The organism is Bradyrhizobium vignae (genome assembly GCF_004114425.1).
Taxonomy (GTDB): Bacteria; Pseudomonadota; Alphaproteobacteria; order Rhizobiales; family Xanthobacteraceae; genus Bradyrhizobium; species Bradyrhizobium vignae.
The window spans coordinates 1-19,291 of sequence record NZ_RDQF01000032.1 but is presented as its reverse complement, the minus strand read 5'-3'; the positions used below and the strand labels follow the sequence as shown (position 1 = coordinate 19,291).

General features: G+C 64.6%; 20 protein-coding genes. All 20 read left to right on the top strand.

The window, feature by feature from the left end; translation table 11 throughout:
- Positions 1–303: 303 nt before the first annotated feature.
- Genes EAV90_RS24290 through EAV90_RS24195 form a run of 20 tightly spaced genes read left to right on the top strand, consistent with a single transcriptional unit; the run spans position 304 to position 19,067 of the window.
- Positions 304–669 (top strand): NADH-quinone oxidoreductase subunit A, encoded by a 366-nt coding sequence (locus tag EAV90_RS24290; RefSeq protein ID WP_008136158.1) that lies wholly within the window; start codon positions 304–306, stop codon positions 667–669.
- A complete protein-coding gene (locus EAV90_RS24285) occupies positions 660–1,247 on the top strand; it encodes a NuoB/complex I 20 kDa subunit family protein (RefSeq protein WP_162500255.1) in 588 nt (195 codons plus the stop codon). Before EAV90_RS24290 ends, EAV90_RS24285 begins: the two co-directional genes overlap by 10 nt.
- 11 nt (positions 1,248–1,258) lie before the next feature.
- Complete coding sequence (locus EAV90_RS24280) at positions 1,259–1,870, top strand: NADH-quinone oxidoreductase subunit C (RefSeq protein WP_027575316.1); 612 nt, start codon at positions 1,259–1,261, stop codon at positions 1,868–1,870.
- Positions 1,871–1,872: 2 nt separating this feature from the next.
- On the top strand, positions 1,873–3,069 hold the full coding sequence (locus EAV90_RS24275; protein ID WP_122403000.1) for an NADH-quinone oxidoreductase subunit D: 1,197 nt from the start codon (positions 1,873–1,875) through the stop codon (positions 3,067–3,069).
- Positions 3,069–4,031, top strand: coding sequence for an FkbM family methyltransferase (locus EAV90_RS24270; protein WP_162500256.1), 963 nt, complete (start codon positions 3,069–3,071; stop codon positions 4,029–4,031). Before EAV90_RS24275 ends, EAV90_RS24270 begins: the two co-directional genes overlap by 1 nt.
- Positions 4,032–4,043: 12 nt before the next feature.
- Complete coding sequence (gene nuoE / locus EAV90_RS24265; RefSeq protein WP_122403002.1) at positions 4,044–4,655, top strand: NADH-quinone oxidoreductase subunit NuoE; 612 nt, start codon at positions 4,044–4,046, stop codon at positions 4,653–4,655.
- Positions 4,655–4,861 (top strand): hypothetical protein, encoded by a 207-nt coding sequence (locus EAV90_RS24260; protein ID WP_122403003.1) that lies wholly within the window; start codon positions 4,655–4,657, stop codon positions 4,859–4,861. Before nuoE ends, EAV90_RS24260 begins: the two co-directional genes overlap by 1 nt.
- 15 nt (positions 4,862–4,876) lie before the next feature.
- Positions 4,877–6,202, top strand: a complete 1,326-nt coding sequence (gene nuoF, locus EAV90_RS24255) for an NADH-quinone oxidoreductase subunit NuoF (RefSeq protein WP_122403004.1) — start codon at positions 4,877–4,879, stop codon at positions 6,200–6,202.
- Positions 6,203–6,207: 5 nt separating this feature from the next.
- Entirely contained in the window at positions 6,208–8,283 is a 2,076-nt protein-coding gene (gene nuoG / locus EAV90_RS24250) for an NADH-quinone oxidoreductase subunit NuoG (protein WP_122403005.1), read from the top strand.
- 10 nt (positions 8,284–8,293) lie between these two features.
- Positions 8,294–9,361, top strand: coding sequence for an NADH-quinone oxidoreductase subunit NuoH (gene nuoH, locus EAV90_RS24245; RefSeq protein ID WP_122403006.1), 1,068 nt, complete (start codon positions 8,294–8,296; stop codon positions 9,359–9,361).
- An 8-nt stretch (positions 9,362–9,369) separates the two neighbouring features.
- Positions 9,370–9,864, top strand: a complete 495-nt coding sequence (gene nuoI / locus EAV90_RS24240) for an NADH-quinone oxidoreductase subunit NuoI (RefSeq protein WP_210342510.1) — start codon at positions 9,370–9,372, stop codon at positions 9,862–9,864.
- Between the two features lie 9 nt (positions 9,865–9,873).
- Positions 9,874–10,512 (top strand): NADH-quinone oxidoreductase subunit J, encoded by a 639-nt coding sequence (locus EAV90_RS24235; RefSeq protein ID WP_027575307.1) that lies wholly within the window; start codon positions 9,874–9,876, stop codon positions 10,510–10,512.
- Positions 10,509–10,817, top strand: coding sequence for an NADH-quinone oxidoreductase subunit NuoK (gene nuoK / locus EAV90_RS24230; protein WP_027523804.1), 309 nt, complete (start codon positions 10,509–10,511; stop codon positions 10,815–10,817). The genes EAV90_RS24235 and nuoK overlap by 4 nt, the downstream gene beginning before the upstream one ends.
- Positions 10,818–10,825: 8 nt before the next feature.
- Positions 10,826–12,919 carry an NADH-quinone oxidoreductase subunit L gene (gene nuoL / locus EAV90_RS24225; RefSeq protein ID WP_122403007.1) on the top strand — a complete coding sequence of 698 codons (2,094 nt, stop codon included), beginning with the start codon at positions 10,826–10,828 and terminating at the stop codon, positions 12,917–12,919.
- Positions 12,920–14,428 carry an NADH-quinone oxidoreductase subunit M gene (locus EAV90_RS24220; protein WP_129144922.1) on the top strand — a complete coding sequence of 503 codons (1,509 nt, stop codon included), beginning with the start codon at positions 12,920–12,922 and terminating at the stop codon, positions 14,426–14,428.
- Positions 14,429–14,450: 22 nt separating this feature from the next.
- Positions 14,451–15,887: an NADH-quinone oxidoreductase subunit NuoN gene (gene nuoN, locus EAV90_RS24215; RefSeq protein WP_122403009.1), complete on the top strand. Its 1,437-nt coding sequence runs from the start codon at positions 14,451–14,453 to the stop codon at positions 15,885–15,887.
- Between the two features lies 1 nt (position 15,888).
- Positions 15,889–16,695 (top strand): biotin--[acetyl-CoA-carboxylase] ligase, encoded by an 807-nt coding sequence (locus EAV90_RS24210; protein ID WP_129144921.1) that lies wholly within the window; start codon positions 15,889–15,891, stop codon positions 16,693–16,695.
- Positions 16,695–18,365 carry a ribonuclease J gene (locus tag EAV90_RS24205; protein WP_122403011.1) on the top strand — a complete coding sequence of 557 codons (1,671 nt, stop codon included), beginning with the start codon at positions 16,695–16,697 and terminating at the stop codon, positions 18,363–18,365. Before EAV90_RS24210 ends, EAV90_RS24205 begins: the two co-directional genes overlap by 1 nt.
- 12 nt (positions 18,366–18,377) lie before the next feature.
- Positions 18,378–18,782, top strand: a complete 405-nt coding sequence (mce, locus tag EAV90_RS24200; RefSeq protein WP_122403012.1) for a methylmalonyl-CoA epimerase — start codon at positions 18,378–18,380, stop codon at positions 18,780–18,782.
- A 9-nt stretch (positions 18,783–18,791) separates the two neighbouring features.
- A complete protein-coding gene (locus EAV90_RS24195) occupies positions 18,792–19,067 on the top strand; it encodes a DUF1467 family protein (protein WP_100232724.1) in 276 nt (91 codons plus the stop codon).
- Positions 19,068–19,291 lie beyond the last annotated feature (224 nt).

The window sequence follows — 19,291 nt, the reverse complement described above, 5'->3', positions numbered from 1 at the left end:
CTGCACGTGTCGTCAGAAAAAGTGTACATTTGGTCGGTCAAAGCGCGGGCGATAGCTGCCTTGACCCCTGCGCCGCAATCTCGGAACTGCGGGCCAGCGAAACCGTCACCGCTCTTGCTGGGGCCGGCGATCTGCTCCATACCAGCCGCGGGGTGATTCCGGGATTTTCGCCGCGCTGGGAGCGGCAAAGGGCCTGAAACGAGCGTGTCTTGCGCCCATTGGTGCACTGCGCTAAGGCTCAGAATAATTCCAAATCGGACGAATCCGTGGCTCTCCCGAGGCTGCGGGAAAAAGGGCTCGTCAATGAGCGGCATTCTTCAGAACTATCTTCCACTCGTGGTCTTTATAGGCGTTGCGGGCCTCATCGGTCTCGTGCTGCTGATCGCGCCCTTCATCGTGGCGTTCCAGCAGCCGGACCCGGAAAAGCTCTCGGCCTATGAGTGCGGTTTCAACGCCTTCGACGACGCCCGCATGAAGTTCGACGTCCGCTTCTATCTGGTCGCCATCCTCTTCATCATCTTCGACCTCGAGGTGGCGTTCCTGTTTCCCTGGGCTGTGGCGTTCGGCAAGCTTGGCGCGACCGGCTTCTGGTCCATGGTGGTGTTCCTCGCCGTGCTGACGGTCGGGTTCGCCTACGAATGGAAAAAGGGAGCACTGGAATGGGATTGAACCCCGCATCGTCCACCGGTCCGGTCATCGCGCCGGCCCCGAAGGGCATCCTGGATCCGTCGACCGGAAAGCCGGTCGGGGCCAATGATCCATTCTTCCTCGAGGTCAGTTCCGAGCTGTCCGACAAGGGCTTCTTCGTGGCCGCGACCGACGATCTCATCACATGGGCGCGCACCGGCTCCCTGATGTGGATGACCTTCGGTCTCGCGTGCTGCGCCGTCGAGATGATGCAGGTGTCGATGCCGCGCTACGATGTCGAGCGCTTCGGCTTCGCCCCGCGTGCCTCGCCGCGCCAGTCCGACGTGATGATCGTCGCGGGAACCCTGACCAACAAGATGGCGCCTGCGCTGCGCAAGGTCTACGACCAGATGCCGGAGCCGCGCTACGTCATCTCGATGGGCTCCTGCGCCAATGGCGGCGGCTACTACCACTATTCCTACTCGGTCGTGCGCGGCTGCGACCGCATCGTGCCGATCGACATCTACGTGCCGGGCTGCCCGCCCACGGCGGAAGCGCTGCTCTATGGCGTGCTGCTGCTGCAGAAGAAGATCCGGCGCACCGGCACCATCGAACGCTAAGGTTTTACGTCATGGACGACGCCAAGCTCGACGCCCTGGGGCAGACGATCGTTAGCGCGCTTCCGGGCGCCGCGACCGGTCACTCGGTGGCCTTCAACCAGCTGACCGTGGATGTCGAGGCCAGCAAGATCGTCGAGGTGGTCAAGTACCTCCGCGATGACCCGAACTGCCGTTTCGTCAACATCACCGACATCACGGCGGTGGACTACCCGGATCGCGAGAAGCGCTTCGACGTGATCTACCACTTCCTGTCGCCGACGTTGAACGCGCGGATCCGGCTCAAGGCTCAGGCCGACGAGACCACGCAGGTGCCGTCGCTGATCGACGTCTTCCCCGGCGCCGACTGGTTCGAGCGCGAGGCCTACGATCTCTACGGCGTGTTCTTCGTCGGCCATCCCGACATGCGCCGCATCCTCACGGACTACGGCTTCGAGGGCCATCCGCTGCGCAAGGATTTCCCGCTCACCGGCTTCGTCGAGGTCCGCTACGACGACCAGGAGAAGCGGGTGGTCTACGAGCCCGTCCGGCTCAACCAGGAATTCCGCAAGTTCGATTTCCTCTCGCCGTGGGAGGGGGCGGACTATCCGCTGCCGGGGGATGAAAAAGCGGGGCCGAAGAGCTGATCATGAACGAGCAACCGCAGAATCTCCGCAACTTCACCATCAACTTCGGGCCGCAGCATCCGGCGGCGCACGGCGTGCTGCGCCTGGTGCTGGAACTCGACGGTGAGGTGGTCGAGCGCGTCGATCCGCATATCGGCCTGCTTCATCGCGGCACCGAGAAGCTGATCGAGCAAAAGACGTACTTGCAGGCGATCCCTTATTTCGACCGGCTCGACTACGTCGCGCCGATGAACCAGGAGCACGCCTTCTGCCTCGCCGCCGAAAAGCTGCTGGGCATCGAGGTGCCGCGCCGCGGCCAGCTGATCCGCGTGCTCTATTGCGAGATCGGCCGCATCCTGTCGCATCTGCTCAACGTCACTACACAGGCGATGGACGTCGGCGCGCTGACCCCGCCGCTGTGGGGCTTCGAAGAGCGCGAGAAGCTGATGGTGTTCTACGAGCGCGCCTCGGGCAGCCGCATGCACGCTGCTTATTTCCGTATCGGCGGCGTGCATCAGGACCTGCCGCAGAAGCTGGTCGACGACATCGAGGCCTGGTGCGATCCGTTCCTGAAGGTCGTGGACGACCTCGACCGGCTGCTCACCGCCAACCGCATCTTCAAGCAGCGCAACGTCGACATCGGCGTGGTGCCGCTCAAGGAGGCCTGGGAGTGGGGATTCTCGGGCGTCATGGTGCGCGGCTCGGGCGCGGCCTGGGATCTGCGCAAGTCGCAGCCCTATGAGTGCTACGCCGAGATGGATTTCGACATCCCGATCGGCAAGAACGGCGACTGCTACGACCGCTATCTGATCCGCATGGAAGAGATGCGCCAGGCCGTGCGCATCATGAAGCAGTGCATCCAGAAACTGAACGCGCCGGACGGCAAGGGCCCCGTCGTCGTCGCCGATAACAAGGTCGCCCCGCCGCGCCGTGGCGAGATGAAGCGCTCGATGGAAGCCTTGATCCACCACTTCAAGCTCTACACCGAAGGCGTCCACGTGCCGGCCGGCGAGGTCTATGCCGCGGTCGAGGCGCCCAAGGGCGAGTTCGGCGTCTATCTCGTCGCCGACGGCACCAACAAGCCCTACAAGTGCAAGATCCGCGCGCCGGGCTTCGCCCATCTCCAGGCGATGGATCACATCTGCCGCGGCCATCTGCTTGCCGACGTCTCGGCGATCCTCGGCTCGCTCGACATCGTGTTCGGAGAGGTCGATCGGTGATGGCGCAGGCGCCAATCCAGTTTGACCGTGCCTCGGGGGCCCTTGAAGGGGCCAACCTGTGGGAGCGGACGGCTGCCTTGGCGCTGGTGACGGGATCGAAGATCTCCTCGCACTTCTCGCACATGGGCTACATCGCCTGCGCGAATCTGCTGCGCAAGACGCTGCCGGAGCGCAACATCGCGATCAGGCTCAACCCCGACGCGGTGTTCGAATTCCCCTATGGGGACGGCTACTGGAGCAAGCTGCTCAACCGCTCGTACAATTATGAGGACGAGCTCGAGCTGCTGTTCGCCGACTCCATCGACGTCGACTACACGCTGCTCGATTGCGGCGCCAATTACGGCTATTGGTCGGTGCTGGTGTCGAGCAAGCCGTTCGGTGCGCACAAGGCGATCGCGATCGAGCCGTCGGGCCAGAACTATCCGAAGCTCGCCAACAACGCCCGCGTCAACGGTGGCCGCTTCGAGACCATGAAATGCGCGATCGGCGCGGCCCGCGGCACCGCGCGGCTCTCCGGCACCAAGCACGAGGCCTTCAGCATCGCCGGCGATCCGTCGGTGGGCGGTGAGGAAGTGCCGGTCATTGCGCTCGACGATCTGATCGGCGACGGCAAGGTCGCGGCCACCGGCAAGTACCTGATCAAGCTGGACGTCGAAGGCGTCGAGATCGAGGCGATCAAGGGCGGCGTCCGGCTGCTGCAGGCCGACAGCGTCATCATGTGCGAGGAGCACGGCAGCGACCGCTCTCACGCCGTGTCGCGCTTCATCCTCGAACAGACCCCGCTGAAGCTGATCGTGTTCGATCCGCGCAGCAACCGGATGGAGACCGTGACCGAGCTGTCGATCCTCGACCGCATCAAGGTCTCGACCCACGTCGGCTACAACGTTTTCGGCACCGCAAGCGCATTCTGGCAGGACAGGATCGAGGCCATGAATGCGAAGACCGCGCGCCGCATGCAGTGAGAGATTGAAGCTATGTCCGTTCGCCGATTAGCACCGAAGGAAGTCCAGCCCGCGAGCTTTGCGTTCACGGAGGAGAACCTCGCATTCGCCAGGCAGCAGATCGCGAAGTATCCGCCCGGACGCCAGGCTTCCGCCGTCATCGCCATCCTCTGGCGCGCGCAGGAACAAAATAACGGCTGGGTCTCGGAAGCCGCGATCCGCGTCATCGCCGACATGCTCGACATGCCCTATATTCGCGTGCTGGAGGTCGCGACCTTCTACACGATGTTCCAGCTCGCTCCCGTGGGCAAGAAAGCCCATGTCCAGGTCTGCGGCACCACGCCCTGCCGCCTGCGCGGCGCCGAGGACCTGATCCACGTCTGCGAGCACCGCATCCATCACGAGCCCTTCCATCTCTCCAAGGACGGCAATTTCAGCTGGGAAGAGGTGGAGTGCCTGGGCGCTTGCGTGAACGCGCCGATGGTGCTGATCGGCAAGGACACCTATGAGGACCTGACCAAGGAAAGCTTCGGCAAGGTGCTCGACGGCTTTGCTTCGGGCAATCCGCCCAAGCCCGGTCCCCAGAACGGCCGCCAGTTCTCGGCGCCGATAACCGGACCGACCACGCTGAAGGAGGTCACCTGATGCGTGATCTTTCGTCGCCTTCAGTGCAGGGGAGCGGTGCCGTGAAAAGATGGGGCTTCATCGCGATGCATGCCGCGGTGGCGGCCACGTTCATTTTCCTGCTGCAGCGTCTCAGCCTGAACGCGTCGCTGGAATCCAGTCTGCTCTGGGCGCTGACCTTCGCCGTCTGCGCCGCCGGACTTGCCTACAAGCAGTCCAATCGTTGATCGGAAAGCACTGATATGCTCGAGGACAAGGACCGCATCTTCAAGAACCTCTACGGCCTCCACGATTGGGGGCTCGAGGGTGCGCGGCGCCGCGGCGCCTGGGATGGCACCAAGAATATCATCGACAAGGGCCGCGACTGGATCATCAACGAGATGAAGGCGTCGGGTCTGCGCGGTCGTGGCGGCGCTGGCTTCCCGACCGGTCTGAAATGGTCCTTCATGCCGAAGGAATCGACCGACGGAAGACCGAGCTATCTGGTCGTCAACGCCGACGAGTCCGAGCCCGGCACCTGCAAGGATCGCGAGATCATGCGGCATGATCCGCATCTGCTGGTCGAGGGCTGCCTGATCGCGAGCTTCGCGATGAACGCGCATGCCTGCTACATCTACGTCCGCGGCGAGTTCATCCGCGAGCGTGAGCGCCTCCAGGCCGCGATCGACCAGGCCTACGAGGCCAAGCTGATCGGCAAGGACAACGTCAACGGCTGGCCGTTCGATCTCTATGTCGCCCACGGCGCCGGCGCCTACATCTGCGGCGAAGAGACCGCGCTGCTCGAAAGCCTCGAGGGCAAGAAGGGCCAGCCGCGGCTGAAGCCGCCGTTCCCGGCAAACGTCGGTCTGTTCGGCTGCCCGACCACCGTCAACAACGTCGAGTCGATCGCGGTCGCGCCCGACATCCTGCGTCGCGGCGCGGCCTGGTTCGCCGGCATCGGCCGTCCGAACAATGTCGGCACGAAACTGTTCTGCATCTCCGGCCATGTCGAGCGGCCCTGCAACGTCGAAGAAGCCATGGGCATTCCGTTCCGTGAGCTGATTGATAAGCATTGCGGCGGCATCCGCGGCGGCTGGGACAATCTCAAGGCGGTGATCCCCGGCGGCTCGTCCGTGCGCATGGTGCCGGCCGAGCAGATCATCGACACGCCGATGGATTTTGACAGCTTGAGCAAGCTGCGCTCGGGTCTCGGCACTGCGGCCGTGATCGTGATGGACAAGTCGACTGATCTGATCCGCGCCATCGCCCGCATTTCGTACTTCTACAAGCATGAGAGCTGCGGCCAATGCACCCCGTGCCGCGAAGGCACCGGCTGGATGTGGCGCGTGTTGACCCGCATGGCCGAAGGCCGCGCCCATAAGCGCGAGATCGACATGCTGCTTGAAGTGACGAAACAGGTCGAAGGCCACACCATCTGCGCGCTCGGCGATGCTGCGGCCTGGCCGATCCAGGGCCTGATCGCGCACTTCCGTCACGAGATCGAGGCGCGCATCGACCAGTATTCGCATAAGGCCGATGTCGACGATATCGGCGTCCGCGATCCCGTGAACATGGTCGCGGCGGAGTAAGAAGAATGACCAAGCTCATCATCGACGGCAAAGAGATCGACGTCCCGCCGGAGTACACGCTGCTTCAGGCGTGCGAGGCGGCGGGCGCCGAGATTCCGCGCTTCTGCTATCACGAGCGGCTGTCGATCGCCGGCAATTGCCGGATGTGCCTCGTCGAAGTGAAAGGCGGCCCGAAGCCGGTCGCGAGCTGCGCCTGGGGTGTGCGCGATTGCCGTCCGGGTCCCAAGGGCGAGCCGCCGGAGATCTCCACGCGTTCGCCGATGGTGAAGAAGGCGCGCGAAGGCGTGATGGAATTCCTGCTGATCAACCATCCGCTGGACTGCCCGATCTGCGACCAGGGCGGCGAGTGCGACCTGCAGGACCAGGCGATGGGCTATGGTGTCGACACCAGCCGCTTCGCCGAGAACAAGCGCGCCGTCGAGGACAAGTACCTCGGCGCGCTGGTCAAGACCTCGATGAACCGCTGCATCCAGTGCACGCGCTGCGTCCGCTTCTCGGCGGAAGTCGCCGGCGCGCCCGAGATGGGCGCCACCGGCCGCGGCGAGGACATGGAGATCACGACCTATCTCGAGCACGCGCTGACCTCGGAATTGCAGGGCAATCTCGTCGACATCTGTCCGGTCGGCGCGCTGACCTCGAAGCCCTATGCGTTCGCGGCGCGTCCCTGGGAGCTCGGCAAGACCCAGTCGATCGACGTCATGGACGGGCTCGGATCGGCGATCCGCGTCGATACCCGCGGCCGTGAGGTGATGCGCATCCTGCCGCGCATCAACGAGGCCGTGAACGAGGAATGGATCTCCGACAAGACCCGTCACATCGTCGACGGCCTGCGCACCCAGCGCCTCGACCGGCCCTATATCCGCGAAGCCGGCATGCTGCGTGCAGCGAGCTGGCCCGAGGCCTTCGCCGCCATCGCCGCCAAGGCGGCGCGCAGTGACGGCAAGCGGATCGGCGCGATCGCCGGCGATCTCGCTGGCGTCGAGGAGATGTTCGCGCTGAAGGATCTGCTCGCCAAGTACGGCTCGAGCAATCTGGCGGTGCAGGGCGGCGACGCCTTCGATCCCGCGCTCGGCCGCGGCTCCTACATCTTCAACCCGACGCTTGCGGGCGTCGAGCAGGCCGATGCGCTGCTCATCATCGGCGCCAATCCGCGCAAGGAGGCGGCCGTGTTCAACGCCCGCATCCGCAAGCGCTGGCGTGCCGGCGGCTTCAAGGTCGGCGTGATCGGCGCCAAGGCCGACCTGACCTATGATTATGACCATCTCGGTGCGGGCACCGAGACGCTCGGCGAGCTCGCGGCCGGCAAGCACTCCTTCGTGGACGTGCTGAAGAACGCCAAGCATCCGATCATCCTGGTCGGCGCAGGCGCGGCCGCCCGTCACGATGGCGCGGCCATTCTTGCCGCGAGCGCCAAGCTCGCGATCGACGTCGGGGCGGTGAAGGACGGCTGGAACGGCTTTGGCGTGCTGCACGAAACTGCCTCGCGCGTCGGTGCGCTCGATATCGGCTTCTCCGCCGCGGCGGGTGGGCTGAACGCCGCGCAGATGACGACTTTCGGCACGCTGGACTTGCTGTTCCTGCTCGGGGCCGACGAGATCAAGGCGCCTGACGGCACCTTCGTCGTCTATATCGGCACTCACGGCGACCGCGGCGCGCATCGCGCCGACGTGATCCTGCCGGCAGCGGCCTACACCGAGAAGTCAGCGATCTACGTCAACACCGAAGGCCGGGTGCAGATGACCGGCCGCGCCGCATTCCCGCCGGGCGAAGCCCGCGAGGACTGGGCGATCATCCGCGCCCTGTCGGAGGCGCTCGGCAAGAAGCTCGGCTACGACTCGCTTTCGGCGCTGCGCCAGGCGATCTTCAAGGCCGTGCCGCATCTGATCCGTCTCGGCCAGATCGAGGCCGGCTCCGCCGACCAGATCAAGAAGCTTGCAGGGAAGGGCGGCTCGCCGGAAAAGGCGCCGTTCAAGCCCCTGGTCGAGGACTTCTACCTGACCAACCCAATCGCGCGTGCGTCCGCCGTGATGGCGGAATGCTCGCGCCTCGCCTCCGGGCAAATGCTGACCGCAGCGGAGTGAGCGTGATCTGATGGAATTCTTCGAAAGCGCATTCTGGACCGGCTTCCTCTGGCCGCTGATCATCATGGTCGCGCAGAGCGTATTGGTGCTCGTCGTCCTCTTGGTCGCGATCGCCTACATCCTGCTCGCCGACCGCAAGATCTGGGCGGCGGTGCAGATCCGCCGCGGCCCGAACGTGGTCGGCCCCTGGGGCCTGCTGCAGTCCTTCGCCGACCTCCTGAAGTTCGTGCTCAAGGAGCCGATCATTCCGGCGGGCGCCAACAAGGGCGTGTTCCTTCTGGCACCGCTGGTGTCGTGCGTGCTCGCGCTCGCGGCCTGGGCGGTGATTCCGACCAATCTCGGCTGGGTGATCTCCGACATCAATGTCGGCATCCTCTTCATCTTCGCGATCTCGTCGCTGTCGATCTACGGCATCATCATGGCCGGCTGGTCGTCGAATTCGAAATACCCGTTCCTGGCCGCGCTGCGCTCAGCGGCGCAGATGGTGTCGTATGAAGTCTCGATCGGCTTCGTCATCATCACGGTGCTGCTCTGCGCCGGCACGCTGAACCTCACGGCCGTGGTCGAGGCCCAGCATGCGCGCGGTCTTGCCAGCCTGATCGGGCTGCCGCAGCTCACCATCCTGAACTGGTACGTCTGGCCGCTGTTCCCGATGTTCGTGGTGTTCTACGTCTCGGCACTGGCGGAAACCAACCGTCCGCCGTTCGATCTCGTGGAAGCCGAATCCGAGCTCGTCGCCGGCTTCATGGTCGAATACGGCTCGACGCCGTACCTCTTGTTCATGCTCGGCGAGTATGTCGCGATCGTCACGATGTGCGCGTTGGCGACGATCCTGTTCCTCGGAGGCTGGCTGCCGCCGGTCGATCTGCCGCCCTTCAACTGGGTGCCGGGGATCATCTGGTTCTCGCTGAAGCTGTTCTTCATGTTCTTCCTGTTCGCGATGGCGAAGGCGATCGTGCCGCGCTACCGCTACGACCAACTGATGCGCCTCGGCTGGAAGGTGTTCCTGCCGCTGTCGCTGGTGATGGTGGTCGTGGTGGCCGGCGTGCTGCATTTCGCCGGCATCGCGCCGAAGTGAGGGCCGTCATGGGTATCAACGTCAACGCCACTGCACGCTCGCTTCTGCTGTCGGAATTCGTCTCGGCGTTCTTCCTCGCCATGCGCTACTTCTTCCAGCCGAAGCCGACCATCAACTATCCGTTCGAGAAGAACCCGATCTCGCCGCGGTTCCGCGGCGAGCACGCGCTGCGCCGCTATCCGAACGGCGAAGAGCGCTGCATCGCCTGCAAGCTGTGCGAGGCGATCTGCCCGGCGCAGGCCATCACCATCGAGGCCGGCCCGCGCCGCAACGACGGTACCCGCCGCACCGTGCGCTACGACATCGACATGGTGAAGTGCATCTATTGCGGCCTCTGCCAGGAGGCCTGTCCGGTCGACGCCATCGTCGAAGGCCCGAACTTCGAGTTCGCGACCGAGACCCGCGAGGAGCTCTATTATGACAAGGCCAAGCTGCTCGCCAACGGCGACCGCTGGGAACGCGAGATCGCGAAAGCGATCGAGCTCGACGCGCCGTACCGGTGAGGTGAGGGCATGATCCTTCCCGCGCTGTTCTTCTATCTCTTCGCCGGCGTCTGCGTCGCTTCGGCCGTGATGGTGATTGTCTCGCGCAATCCCGTGCACTCCGTGCTGTACCTGATCCTGGCCTTCGTCAACGCCTCCGGCCTGTTCGTGCTGATGGGTGCCGAGTTCCTCGGCATGATGCTGATCGTCGTCTATGTCGGCGCGGTCGCGGTGCTGTTCCTGTTCGTGATCATGATGCTCGACGTCGACTTCCTCGAGCTGCGCGAGGGCTTCATCGAGTATCTGCCGGTCGGCCTCGTGATCGGCGGCATCTTCCTGTTCGAGCTGCTGCTCACGGTCGGCTTCTGGGTCATCAACCCCGGCGTCTCCAAGACGATCACGGCGGCGATCCCCACGAATGTCTCGAACACCGAGGCGCTCGGTCTCGTGCTCTATACGAAGTACATCCACTACTTCCAGCTCGCCGGCATGGTGCTGCTCGTTGCGATGATCGGTGCGATCGTGCTGACGCTTCGGCATAAGGCGAAGGTCAAGCGGCAGGACATCAACGTTCAGAACGCGCGCACGCCCGACATGGCGATGGCGATGCGCAAGGTAGCGTCGGGGCAGGGGCTCTCGGACGCCGATGCTGCGGAGTGGGTGAAATGACGATCGGGCTCGGACACTATCTGGCGGTCGGCGCGATCCTGTTCACGCTCGGGATCCTCGGCATCTTCCTGAACCGCAAGAACATCATCGTCATCCTGATGTCGATCGAGCTGATCCTGCTCTCGGTCAACATCAATTTCGTGGCGTTCTCGACCTTCCTCGGCGACATCGTCGGCCAGGTCTTCGCGCTGCTGGTGTTGACCGTTGCGGCCGCCGAAGCCGCGATCGGTCTCGCCATCCTGGTGGTCTATTTCCGCAACCGCGGCTCGATCGCGGTTGAGGACGTCAATCTGATGAAGGGCTGAGCTCTCAAATGGTTCAGGCAATCGTTTTCCTGCCTCTCCTGGGCGCCATTCTGGCCGGCCTGATCGCGCTTGTGGGCGCGCATGGGCGCAATCCCTCAGGCGACACCGTCGAGCATCACGACGAGGCGCACGGTAATGGTGCGAATAACGGCCACGTCTCCGCTGCCTCCATCAAGGAGGAGGGGAGCGTCGTTCACGAGACCCACGACGAGCCGGGCCATCACGACCACGAGCCGCCGGCGGCCGGCTCGCGCGGTGCCGAGCTGATCACCACGGCGCTCCTGTTCGTCTCGGCCGCACTGTCCTGGATGACCCTGGTCGATGTCGGCTTCATGCATCATGACGCCCGCATCCAGATTCTGCCCTGGATCTTCTCGGGCGACCTCCAGGTCTGGTGGGCCCTGCGGGTCGACACGCTGACCGCCGTGATGCTGGTGGTGGTGACGACCGTGTCTTCGCTCGTGCACCTCTATTCCATCGGTTACATGGATGAGGACCCGAACCGGCCGCGCTTCTTCGGCTATCTCTCGCTGTTCACCTTCGCCATGCTGATGCTGGTGACGGCTGACAATCTCGTGCAGCTGTTCTTCGGCTGGGAAGGCGTGGGTCTCGCCAGCTATCTGCTGATCGGATTCTGGTACCAGAGGCCCTCGGCGAACGCCGCCGCCATCAAGGCCTTCGTGGTCAACCGCGTCGGCGATTTCGGCTTCGCGCTCGGCATATTCGCGATTTTCATGCTGGCCGGCTCGACCGATTTCGAGACCATCTTCCATGCCGCGCCCAGCCTCACCGGCAAGACCATCAACTTCCTCGGCTGGCACGCCGACGCGCTGACCCTGACCTGTCTCCTCCTGTTCATGGGTGCGATGGGCAAGTCGGCGCAGTTCCTGCTGCACACCTGGCTGCCGGACGCGATGGAAGGCCCGACCCCGGTCTCGGCGCTGATCCACGCGGCGACGATGGTCACCGCCGGCGTGTTCATGGTTGCGCGGCTGTCGCCGCTGTTCGAGCTCGCCCCGAATGCGCAGGCCGTCGTGATGTTCTTCGGCGCCACCACGGCGTTCTTCGCGGCCACGATCGGCCTGGTCCAGAACGACATCAAGCGCATCGTCGCCTACTCGACCTGTTCGCAGCTCGGCTACATGTTCGTCGCGATGGGGGCAGGGGCCTATTCGGTCGGCATGTTCCACCTGTTCACGCACGCCTTCTTCAAGGCGCTGCTGTTCCTAGGCTCCGGCTCGGTCATCTACGCGATGCACCACGAGCAGGACATCCGCAACATGGGCGGCCTCTGGAAGAAGATCCCCTACACCTATGCGGTGATGGTGGTCGGCACCTTGGCGCTGACCGGTTTCCCGCTCACCGCCGGTTATTTCTCCAAGGACGCGATCATCGAGTCCGCCTACGCCTCGCACAATCCGTTCGCGGTGTATGGGTTCCTGATGACGGTCGTCGCCGCCGGCCTGACCTCGTTCTACTCCTGGCGCCTGATCTTCAAGACGTTCCACGGCGAGCCGCACGACGAGCATCACTACGAGGCCGCGCATGAGGCTCCGATCTGGATGCTGATCCCGATCGGCGCGCTCGCGGTCGGCTCGTTCGTGGCAGGGCTTCCGTTCAAGGAGCTGTTCGCCGGTCACGGCATCGAGGAGTTCTTCCGCGAGTCCGTGAAGATGAACCCGCACATCATCGAGGAGATGCACCACATCCCCGAGACCATCGCCTTCCTGCCGACGGTGATGATGGTGCTGGGCTTCCTCGTCTCGTACCTGTTCTACATCCGCCGGCCCTACCTGCCGGTCGAGCTCGCGAAGACGCAGCCGATGCTGTACCAGTTCCTGCTCAACAAATGGTACTTCGACGAGCTCTACGACTTCATCTTCGTCCGTCCGGCGAAGTGGATCGGCTATCAGCTCTGGAAGAAGGGCGACGGCTTCATCATCGACGGCTTCGGACCCGACGGCGTCTCCGCTCGCGTGCTCGACGTCACCCGCAACGTCGTGAAGATCCAGACCGGCTATCTCTATCACTACGCATTCGCCATGCTGATCGGCGCGGCCGGCCTGATCACCTGGTTCATGTTCGGCTTTGGAGGCCAGTAAATGACAACCTGGCCCATTCTTTCGGTCACCACGTTCCTGCCGCTGGTCGGCGCGCTGATCGTCTATCTGAGCCGCGGCGATGACGAGGCGGCCCGGCGCAATTCGCGCTGGATCGCGCTCTGGACCACGCTGATCACCTTCGCGGTGTCGGTGATCCTGGTCATGCGCTTCGATCCCGCAAATCCGGACTTCCAGTTCGTCGAGAAGGCGAACTGGCTCGCCACCGGCATCACCTACCATATGGGCGTCGACGGCATCTCGCTGCCGCTCGTGATCCTCACCACCGCGGTGATGCCGTTCTGCATCATCGCGAGCTGGAAGGCGATCACGAGCCGCGTCCGCGAATACATGATGGCGTTCCTGATCCTGGAGACGCTGATGGTCGGCACCTTCTCGGCGCTCGACCTCGTGCTGTTCTACCTGTTCTTCGAGGGCGGCCTGATCCCGATGTTCCTGATCATCGGCGTCTGGGGCGGTCCGCGCCGGGTCTATGCGTCGTTCAAGTTCTTCCTCTACACGCTGCTCGGCTCGGTCCTGATGCTGCTTGCCATCATGGCGCTGTACTGGAACGGCGGCACCACCGACATCCCGACCCTGATGCACACCGCCGTGCCGCGGTCCCTGCAGACCTGGGCTTGGCTCGCCTTCTTCGCCTCGTTTGCGGTGAAGATGCCGATGTGGCCGGTGCACACCTGGCTGCCCGACGCCCACGTCGAGGCGCCGACCGCGGGCTCGGTGGTCCTCGCCGCGATCCTGTTGAAGATGGGCGGCTACGGCTTCCTGCGCTTCTCGCTGCCGATGTTCCCGCTGGCCTCGCACGACTTCGCGCCGCTGATCTTCACGCTCTCGGTCATCGCCATCATCTACACCTCGCTGGTGGCCTTGATGCAGGAGGACATGAAGAAGCTGATCGCGTACTCGTCAGTCGCGCATATGGGCTTCGTCACCATGGGCATCTTCGCCGGCACCATGCAGGGCGTCGCCGGCGGCGTGTTCCAGATGATCTCGCACGGCATCGTTTCCGGCGCGCTGTTCCTCTGCGTCGGCGTCGTCTACGACCGCCTGCACACCCGCCAGATCGCGGCCTATGGCGGCCTCGTCAACCGGATGCCGCTCTACGCGATGACCTTCATGGTCTTCACCATGGCCAATGTCGGTCTGCCCGGCACGAGCGGCTTCGTCGGCGAGTTCATGACGCTGCTCGGCACCTTCAAGGTCTCGCTGCCGACCGCGTTCTTCGCCACATCAGGCGTGATCCTTTCGGCGGCGTACGCGCTGTGGCTCTACCGCAAGATCGTGTTCGGAGCGCTGGTCAAGCCGTCGCTGATGAGCATGAAGGATCTCACCTTGCGGGAGTGCCTGACGCTGTTTCCGATGATCGCGCTGACGATCCTGTTCGGCGTCTGGCCGAAGCCGGTGCTCGACATGTCGGCCGCCTCGGTCCAGCAACTCGTCAACAATTACAACACCGCCGTGACGGCCGTGAAGGCCGCCGCACTGCTCCAGTGATCGGGCAGGTCAGGATATCGCCATGAGCTTTTCGACTGCAGGTTATCAACTGGCGCCCGCGCTGCCCGAGCTCGTGCTCGCGGTCGGCGCCATGGCGCTTCTGATGCTCGGGGCCTATCGCGGGCAGGGGACGACCAGGACGGTCACCTCGCTGGCAGTGGTGCTGCTGATCGTGGTCGGCGCGCTCGTCTACATGCAGCCTGCGGGCAAGCAGGTGACCTTCGGCGGCAGCTTCATCGTCGACGACTTCGCCCGCTTCATGAAGATCCTGGCCGTGATCGGCTCGGCCGTGACGCTGATCCTGTCGACCGAGTTCCTGTCCGACCCGTCGCGCCGCATCTTCGAGTATTCGATCCTGGTGCTGCTCTCGACGCTCGGCATGATGGTGCTGATCTCGGCCGGCGATCTGATCTCGCTCTATCTCGGCCTCGAATTGATGTCGCTGGCGCTCTACGTCGTGGCCGCCTCGAACCGCGACAACGCCAAGTCGACCGAAGCCGGCCTGAAGTACTTCGTGCTGGGCGCGCTGTCCTCGGGCATGCTGCTCTACGGCGCCTCGCTGGTCTATGGTTTCACCGGTACCGTCAGCTTCACCGGCATCGCCGCGGCCGCGACGGTCTCGAATATCGGCCTGATCTTCGGCCTCGTTTTCCTGCTCGTCGGCCTCTGCTTCAAGGTCTCGGCCGTGCCGTTCCACATGTGGACGCCTGATGTCTACGAGGGCGCGCCGACGCCGGTCACCGCCTTCTTCGCTTCGGCGCCGAAGGTGGCCGCGCTCGCCGTCTTCACCCGCGTCACGCTGACCGCATTCCCCGGCATCGTCTCGCAGTGGCAGCAGATCCTGGTGTTCGTGTCGATCGCGTCGATGGCGCTCGGCTCCTTCGCCGCGATCGGCCAGAGCAACATCAAGCGCCTGATGGCCTATTCCTCGATCGGCCATATGGGCTTCGCCCTGGTCGGCCTGGCCTCGGGCACGGTCGAGGGCGCGCAGGGCGTCCTGATGTACATCGTGATCTATGTCGCGATGACGCTCGGCTCGTTCTCGATCATCCTCGCCATGAAGCGTAACGGCCAGGCCGTCGAGCAGATCAGCGATTTCGCTGGCCTCTCGCGCACCAACCCGCTGCTCGCCTTCATGTTCGCGATGCTGCTGTTCTCGCTCGCCGGCATTCCGCCGCTCGCCGGCTTCTTCGCCAAATGGTACGTTTTCGTCGCCGCCATCAAGGCGAACCTGTTCACGCTCGCTGTGATCGGCGTGCTGACCAGCGTGGTCGGCGCCTACTACTATCTCGCCATCGTCAAGACGATGTACTTCGACGAGCCGGCCGGCCAGGTCGACCCGGTGCGCATCGAGGTGAAGACGGTGCTGGCGGTCGCGGGCGTGTTCAACATCCTGTTTGCGCTGTTCGCAGGTCCCGTGGTGAGCGTCGCCTCCGCCGCGGCAAAGTCGCTGTTCTAGGATGGCGTTCGCGCTCGGTCCTCGCGCACAGGCCGCGGGCTACAAGCTCGCGGCGTTCGAACGGACCGGCTCGACCAACACCGACGCCATCGAGCACGCGCGGGCCGGCGAACGCGGTCCGATGTGGTTCGTCACCTCGGAGCAGACCGCCGGCCGTGGCCGCCGCCAGCGCGCCTGGATCGCCCCGAAGGGCAATCTCGCCGCCAGCGTCCTCGAAGTCCTGGACATCGCGCCCGCGGTTGCCGCCACCATCGGGTTTGCCGCAGGGCTGGCAGAGGAGGCCGCCCTCGAGAAGGTCAGCCTCGAAGCCGCGCTGCGGCTTGGTCCTGACCGTCCCCGCTACGCCGTGAAATGGCCGAATGACGTGCTCGCCAATGGCAAGAAGCTCGTCGGCATCGGCCTCGAGGCGGAGGCCATCGGCGACCGCCTGGCCGTCGTCGTCGGCATCGGCACCAACGTCGTCGCTGCGCCCGAAGGGACGCCGACGCCCGCAGTGTCGCTGGCTACGCTCGGCGTCCAAATCAGCGCGGAGGAGCTGTTTACGGCCTTGTCGGACGCCTGGGTCGAGTTCCGTGGCATCTGGGACAATGGCCGCGGTTTCGCCGATATCCGTAAACTGTGGCTGGACCGCGCGGCCGGCCTCGGCGAGAAGGTCGCGATCCACACGGGAGCGATGACGCTGGAAGGCATATTTGACACGATCGACGACACCGGCTGCCTGATCGTCCGCACCGCCGAGGGCCGCCTTGTGCCGGTGGCCGCGGGCGAGGTGTTCTTCGGCCCCGTCGCCTCCGTGGGAGCTGCGTGATGGCAAGGCCCGACGAACTGGTGTTTGCGCCGCTCGGCGGCGTCGGCGAGATCGGCATGAACCTGTCGATCTACGGCCTCGGCAACCGCCACCAGCGCGCCTGGCTCGCGGTCGATCTCGGCGTCTCCTTCGGCGACGAGGAGCATCTGCCCGGCATCGACCTGATCATGCCCGACATCAGCTTCCTGGAGAAGGAGCGCAAGAACCTGATGGGCCTGGTGCTGACCCACGCCCATGAGGATCATTTCGGCGCCATCATCGACCTCTGGCCCAAGCTGAAATGCCCGATCTACGCGACGAAATTCAGCGCCGCGCTGTTCGAGGCCAAATGCGCCGCCGAGCGCAATGCGCCCGAGATCCCGGTCACGGTGGTGCCATCGGGCGGCCGCGTCGATGTCGGCCCGTTCAACGTCGAGTTCATCCCGGTCGCGCACTCGATTCCGGAAGCCCACGCGCTTGCGATCCACACCGAAGCCGGCATCGTGCTGCACACCGGCGACTGGAAGATCGACCCGACTCCGACGCTGGGGCCCCCGACCGACGAGAAGCGGCTGCGCGAATTGGGTGAGCAGGGCGTGCTCGCCTTGATCGGCGATTCCACCAACGCGGTGCGCGACGGCCGCTCGCCCTCGGAAGCCGAGGTCGCCAAAACCATCATCGACCTCGTGAAGGCGGCCAAGGGCCGCGTCGCGGTCACGACCTTCGCCTCCAACGTCGCCCGCGTCAAAGCCGTCGCCGATGCCGCGAGGGCCGCCGACCGCGAGGTCGTGGTGGTCGGCCGCGCCATGGAGCGCGTGGTGCAGGTCGCGCGTGAGACCGGCTATCTCGAAGGCGTGCAGAACTTCCGCTCGCCCGAGGTCTACGGTCACCTGCCCCAGGACAAGGTGCTGGCGCTGTGCACCGGCAGCCAGGGCGAGCCGCGCGCGGCGCTGGCGCGCATCGCCAATGACGATCATCCTGAAATCACCCTGAACCGCGGCGACAGCGTCATCTTCTCATCGCGCACCATTCCCGGCAACGAGAAGGCCGTCGGCTCGATCATCAACAATCTGGTGCTCCAGGGCATCGAAATCATCACCGACCGCGACGCCCTGGTCCACGTCTCCGGCCACCCGCGCCGCGACGAGCTGCGCGACCTGATCTCCTGGGTGAAACCGCAGCTCCTCATCCCCGTCCACGGCGAGGCGCTGCATCTGCACGAGCACGCAAAGCTCGCCCGCGCCGCCGGCGTGCCGCGCGTGCTGGTCTGCCGCAATGGCGATCTCGTCAAGCTCGGCCCCGGCGATCCCGGCATCGTCGGCGAGGTGCCGTCGGGCCGCCTCTACAAGGACGGCACGATCCTGGAGGACTCCAAGTCCCGTGCCGTGATCGAGCGCCGCCGCATGGCGTTCTCCGGCTGCGCCTTCGTCGCCATCGCCATGACCGCGCAGGGCGAGCTCGCCGACGAGCCCGAGGTCGATCTCGTCGGCATCCCCGAGAAGAACCGGGCCGGCGAACTCTTCGACGACCTTGTCTTCGAAGCCGTGATGTCCACGATCGAGGGGCTGCCGAAGGCGCGCCGCCGCGATCCGGACGCGCTGGCCGAGCCGGTGCGACGCGCGGTCCGGGCTGTGATCAACGAACATTGGGGCAAAAAGCCCCCCTGTCTGGTCCACGTACTGACAGTCTAACGGGAGAGAACCATGCTGGGTCGCCTCAACCACGTCGCGATCGCGACCAAGGACGCCGTCAAGGCCGCCAAGATCTACGGTGCGGCATTCGGCGCCCAGATCTCCGAGGCCGTGCCGCTGCCCGAGCATGGCGTCACCACCGTGTTCGCGACCCTTCCCAACACCAAGATCGAGTTCATCGAGCCGCTCGGTGAATCCTCGCCGATCGCAAAGTTCATCGAGCGCAATCCCGACGGCGGCATCCACCATGTCTGCTACGAGGTCGTCGACATCATCGCCTCGCGCGACACGCTGGTGAGGGAGGGCGCAAGGGTGCTCGGGGACGGCGTGCCGAAGATCGGTGCCCACGGCAAGCCGGTGCTGTTCCTGCACCCGAAGGATTTCTCCGGCGCCCTGGTCGAGATCGAGCAGGCATAAGGCCGCGCCATGGCCATCCAGATCTCGACCGCGCTTGCGATCTACTTCGTCATCTGGTGGATCGCGCTGTTCCTGACGCTGCCGTTCGGCGTGCGCAGCCAGCACGAGGACGGCGTCGGCGCCCCCGGCACCGATCCCGGCGCGCCGATCCTGACGCGGATGGGCCGCAAGCTGATCTGGACCACGATCATCTCGGCGGTGATCTACGGCCTCGGCGTAGCGGCCTATCATGCCGGCTATCTCTCGATCGAGCGCCTGTCGAAATTGATGGGAATGCCGTTTTAGAGCGTAACAGACGAAGGATATCGACCAAGCTCGTCATTGCGAGCGAAGCGAAGCAATCCAGTATCCCTCCGCGGAAAGACTCTGGATTGCTTCGCTTCGCTCGCAATTGTGCATGTTCAATAATTCGCTGATTGGATCGCTGCAGCGGAGGAACGATCCGATGCGAGACAACAGCTATGACCGAACGGTTGAACGCAACTATCTGCAGAAGTGGCGTTTTCTGA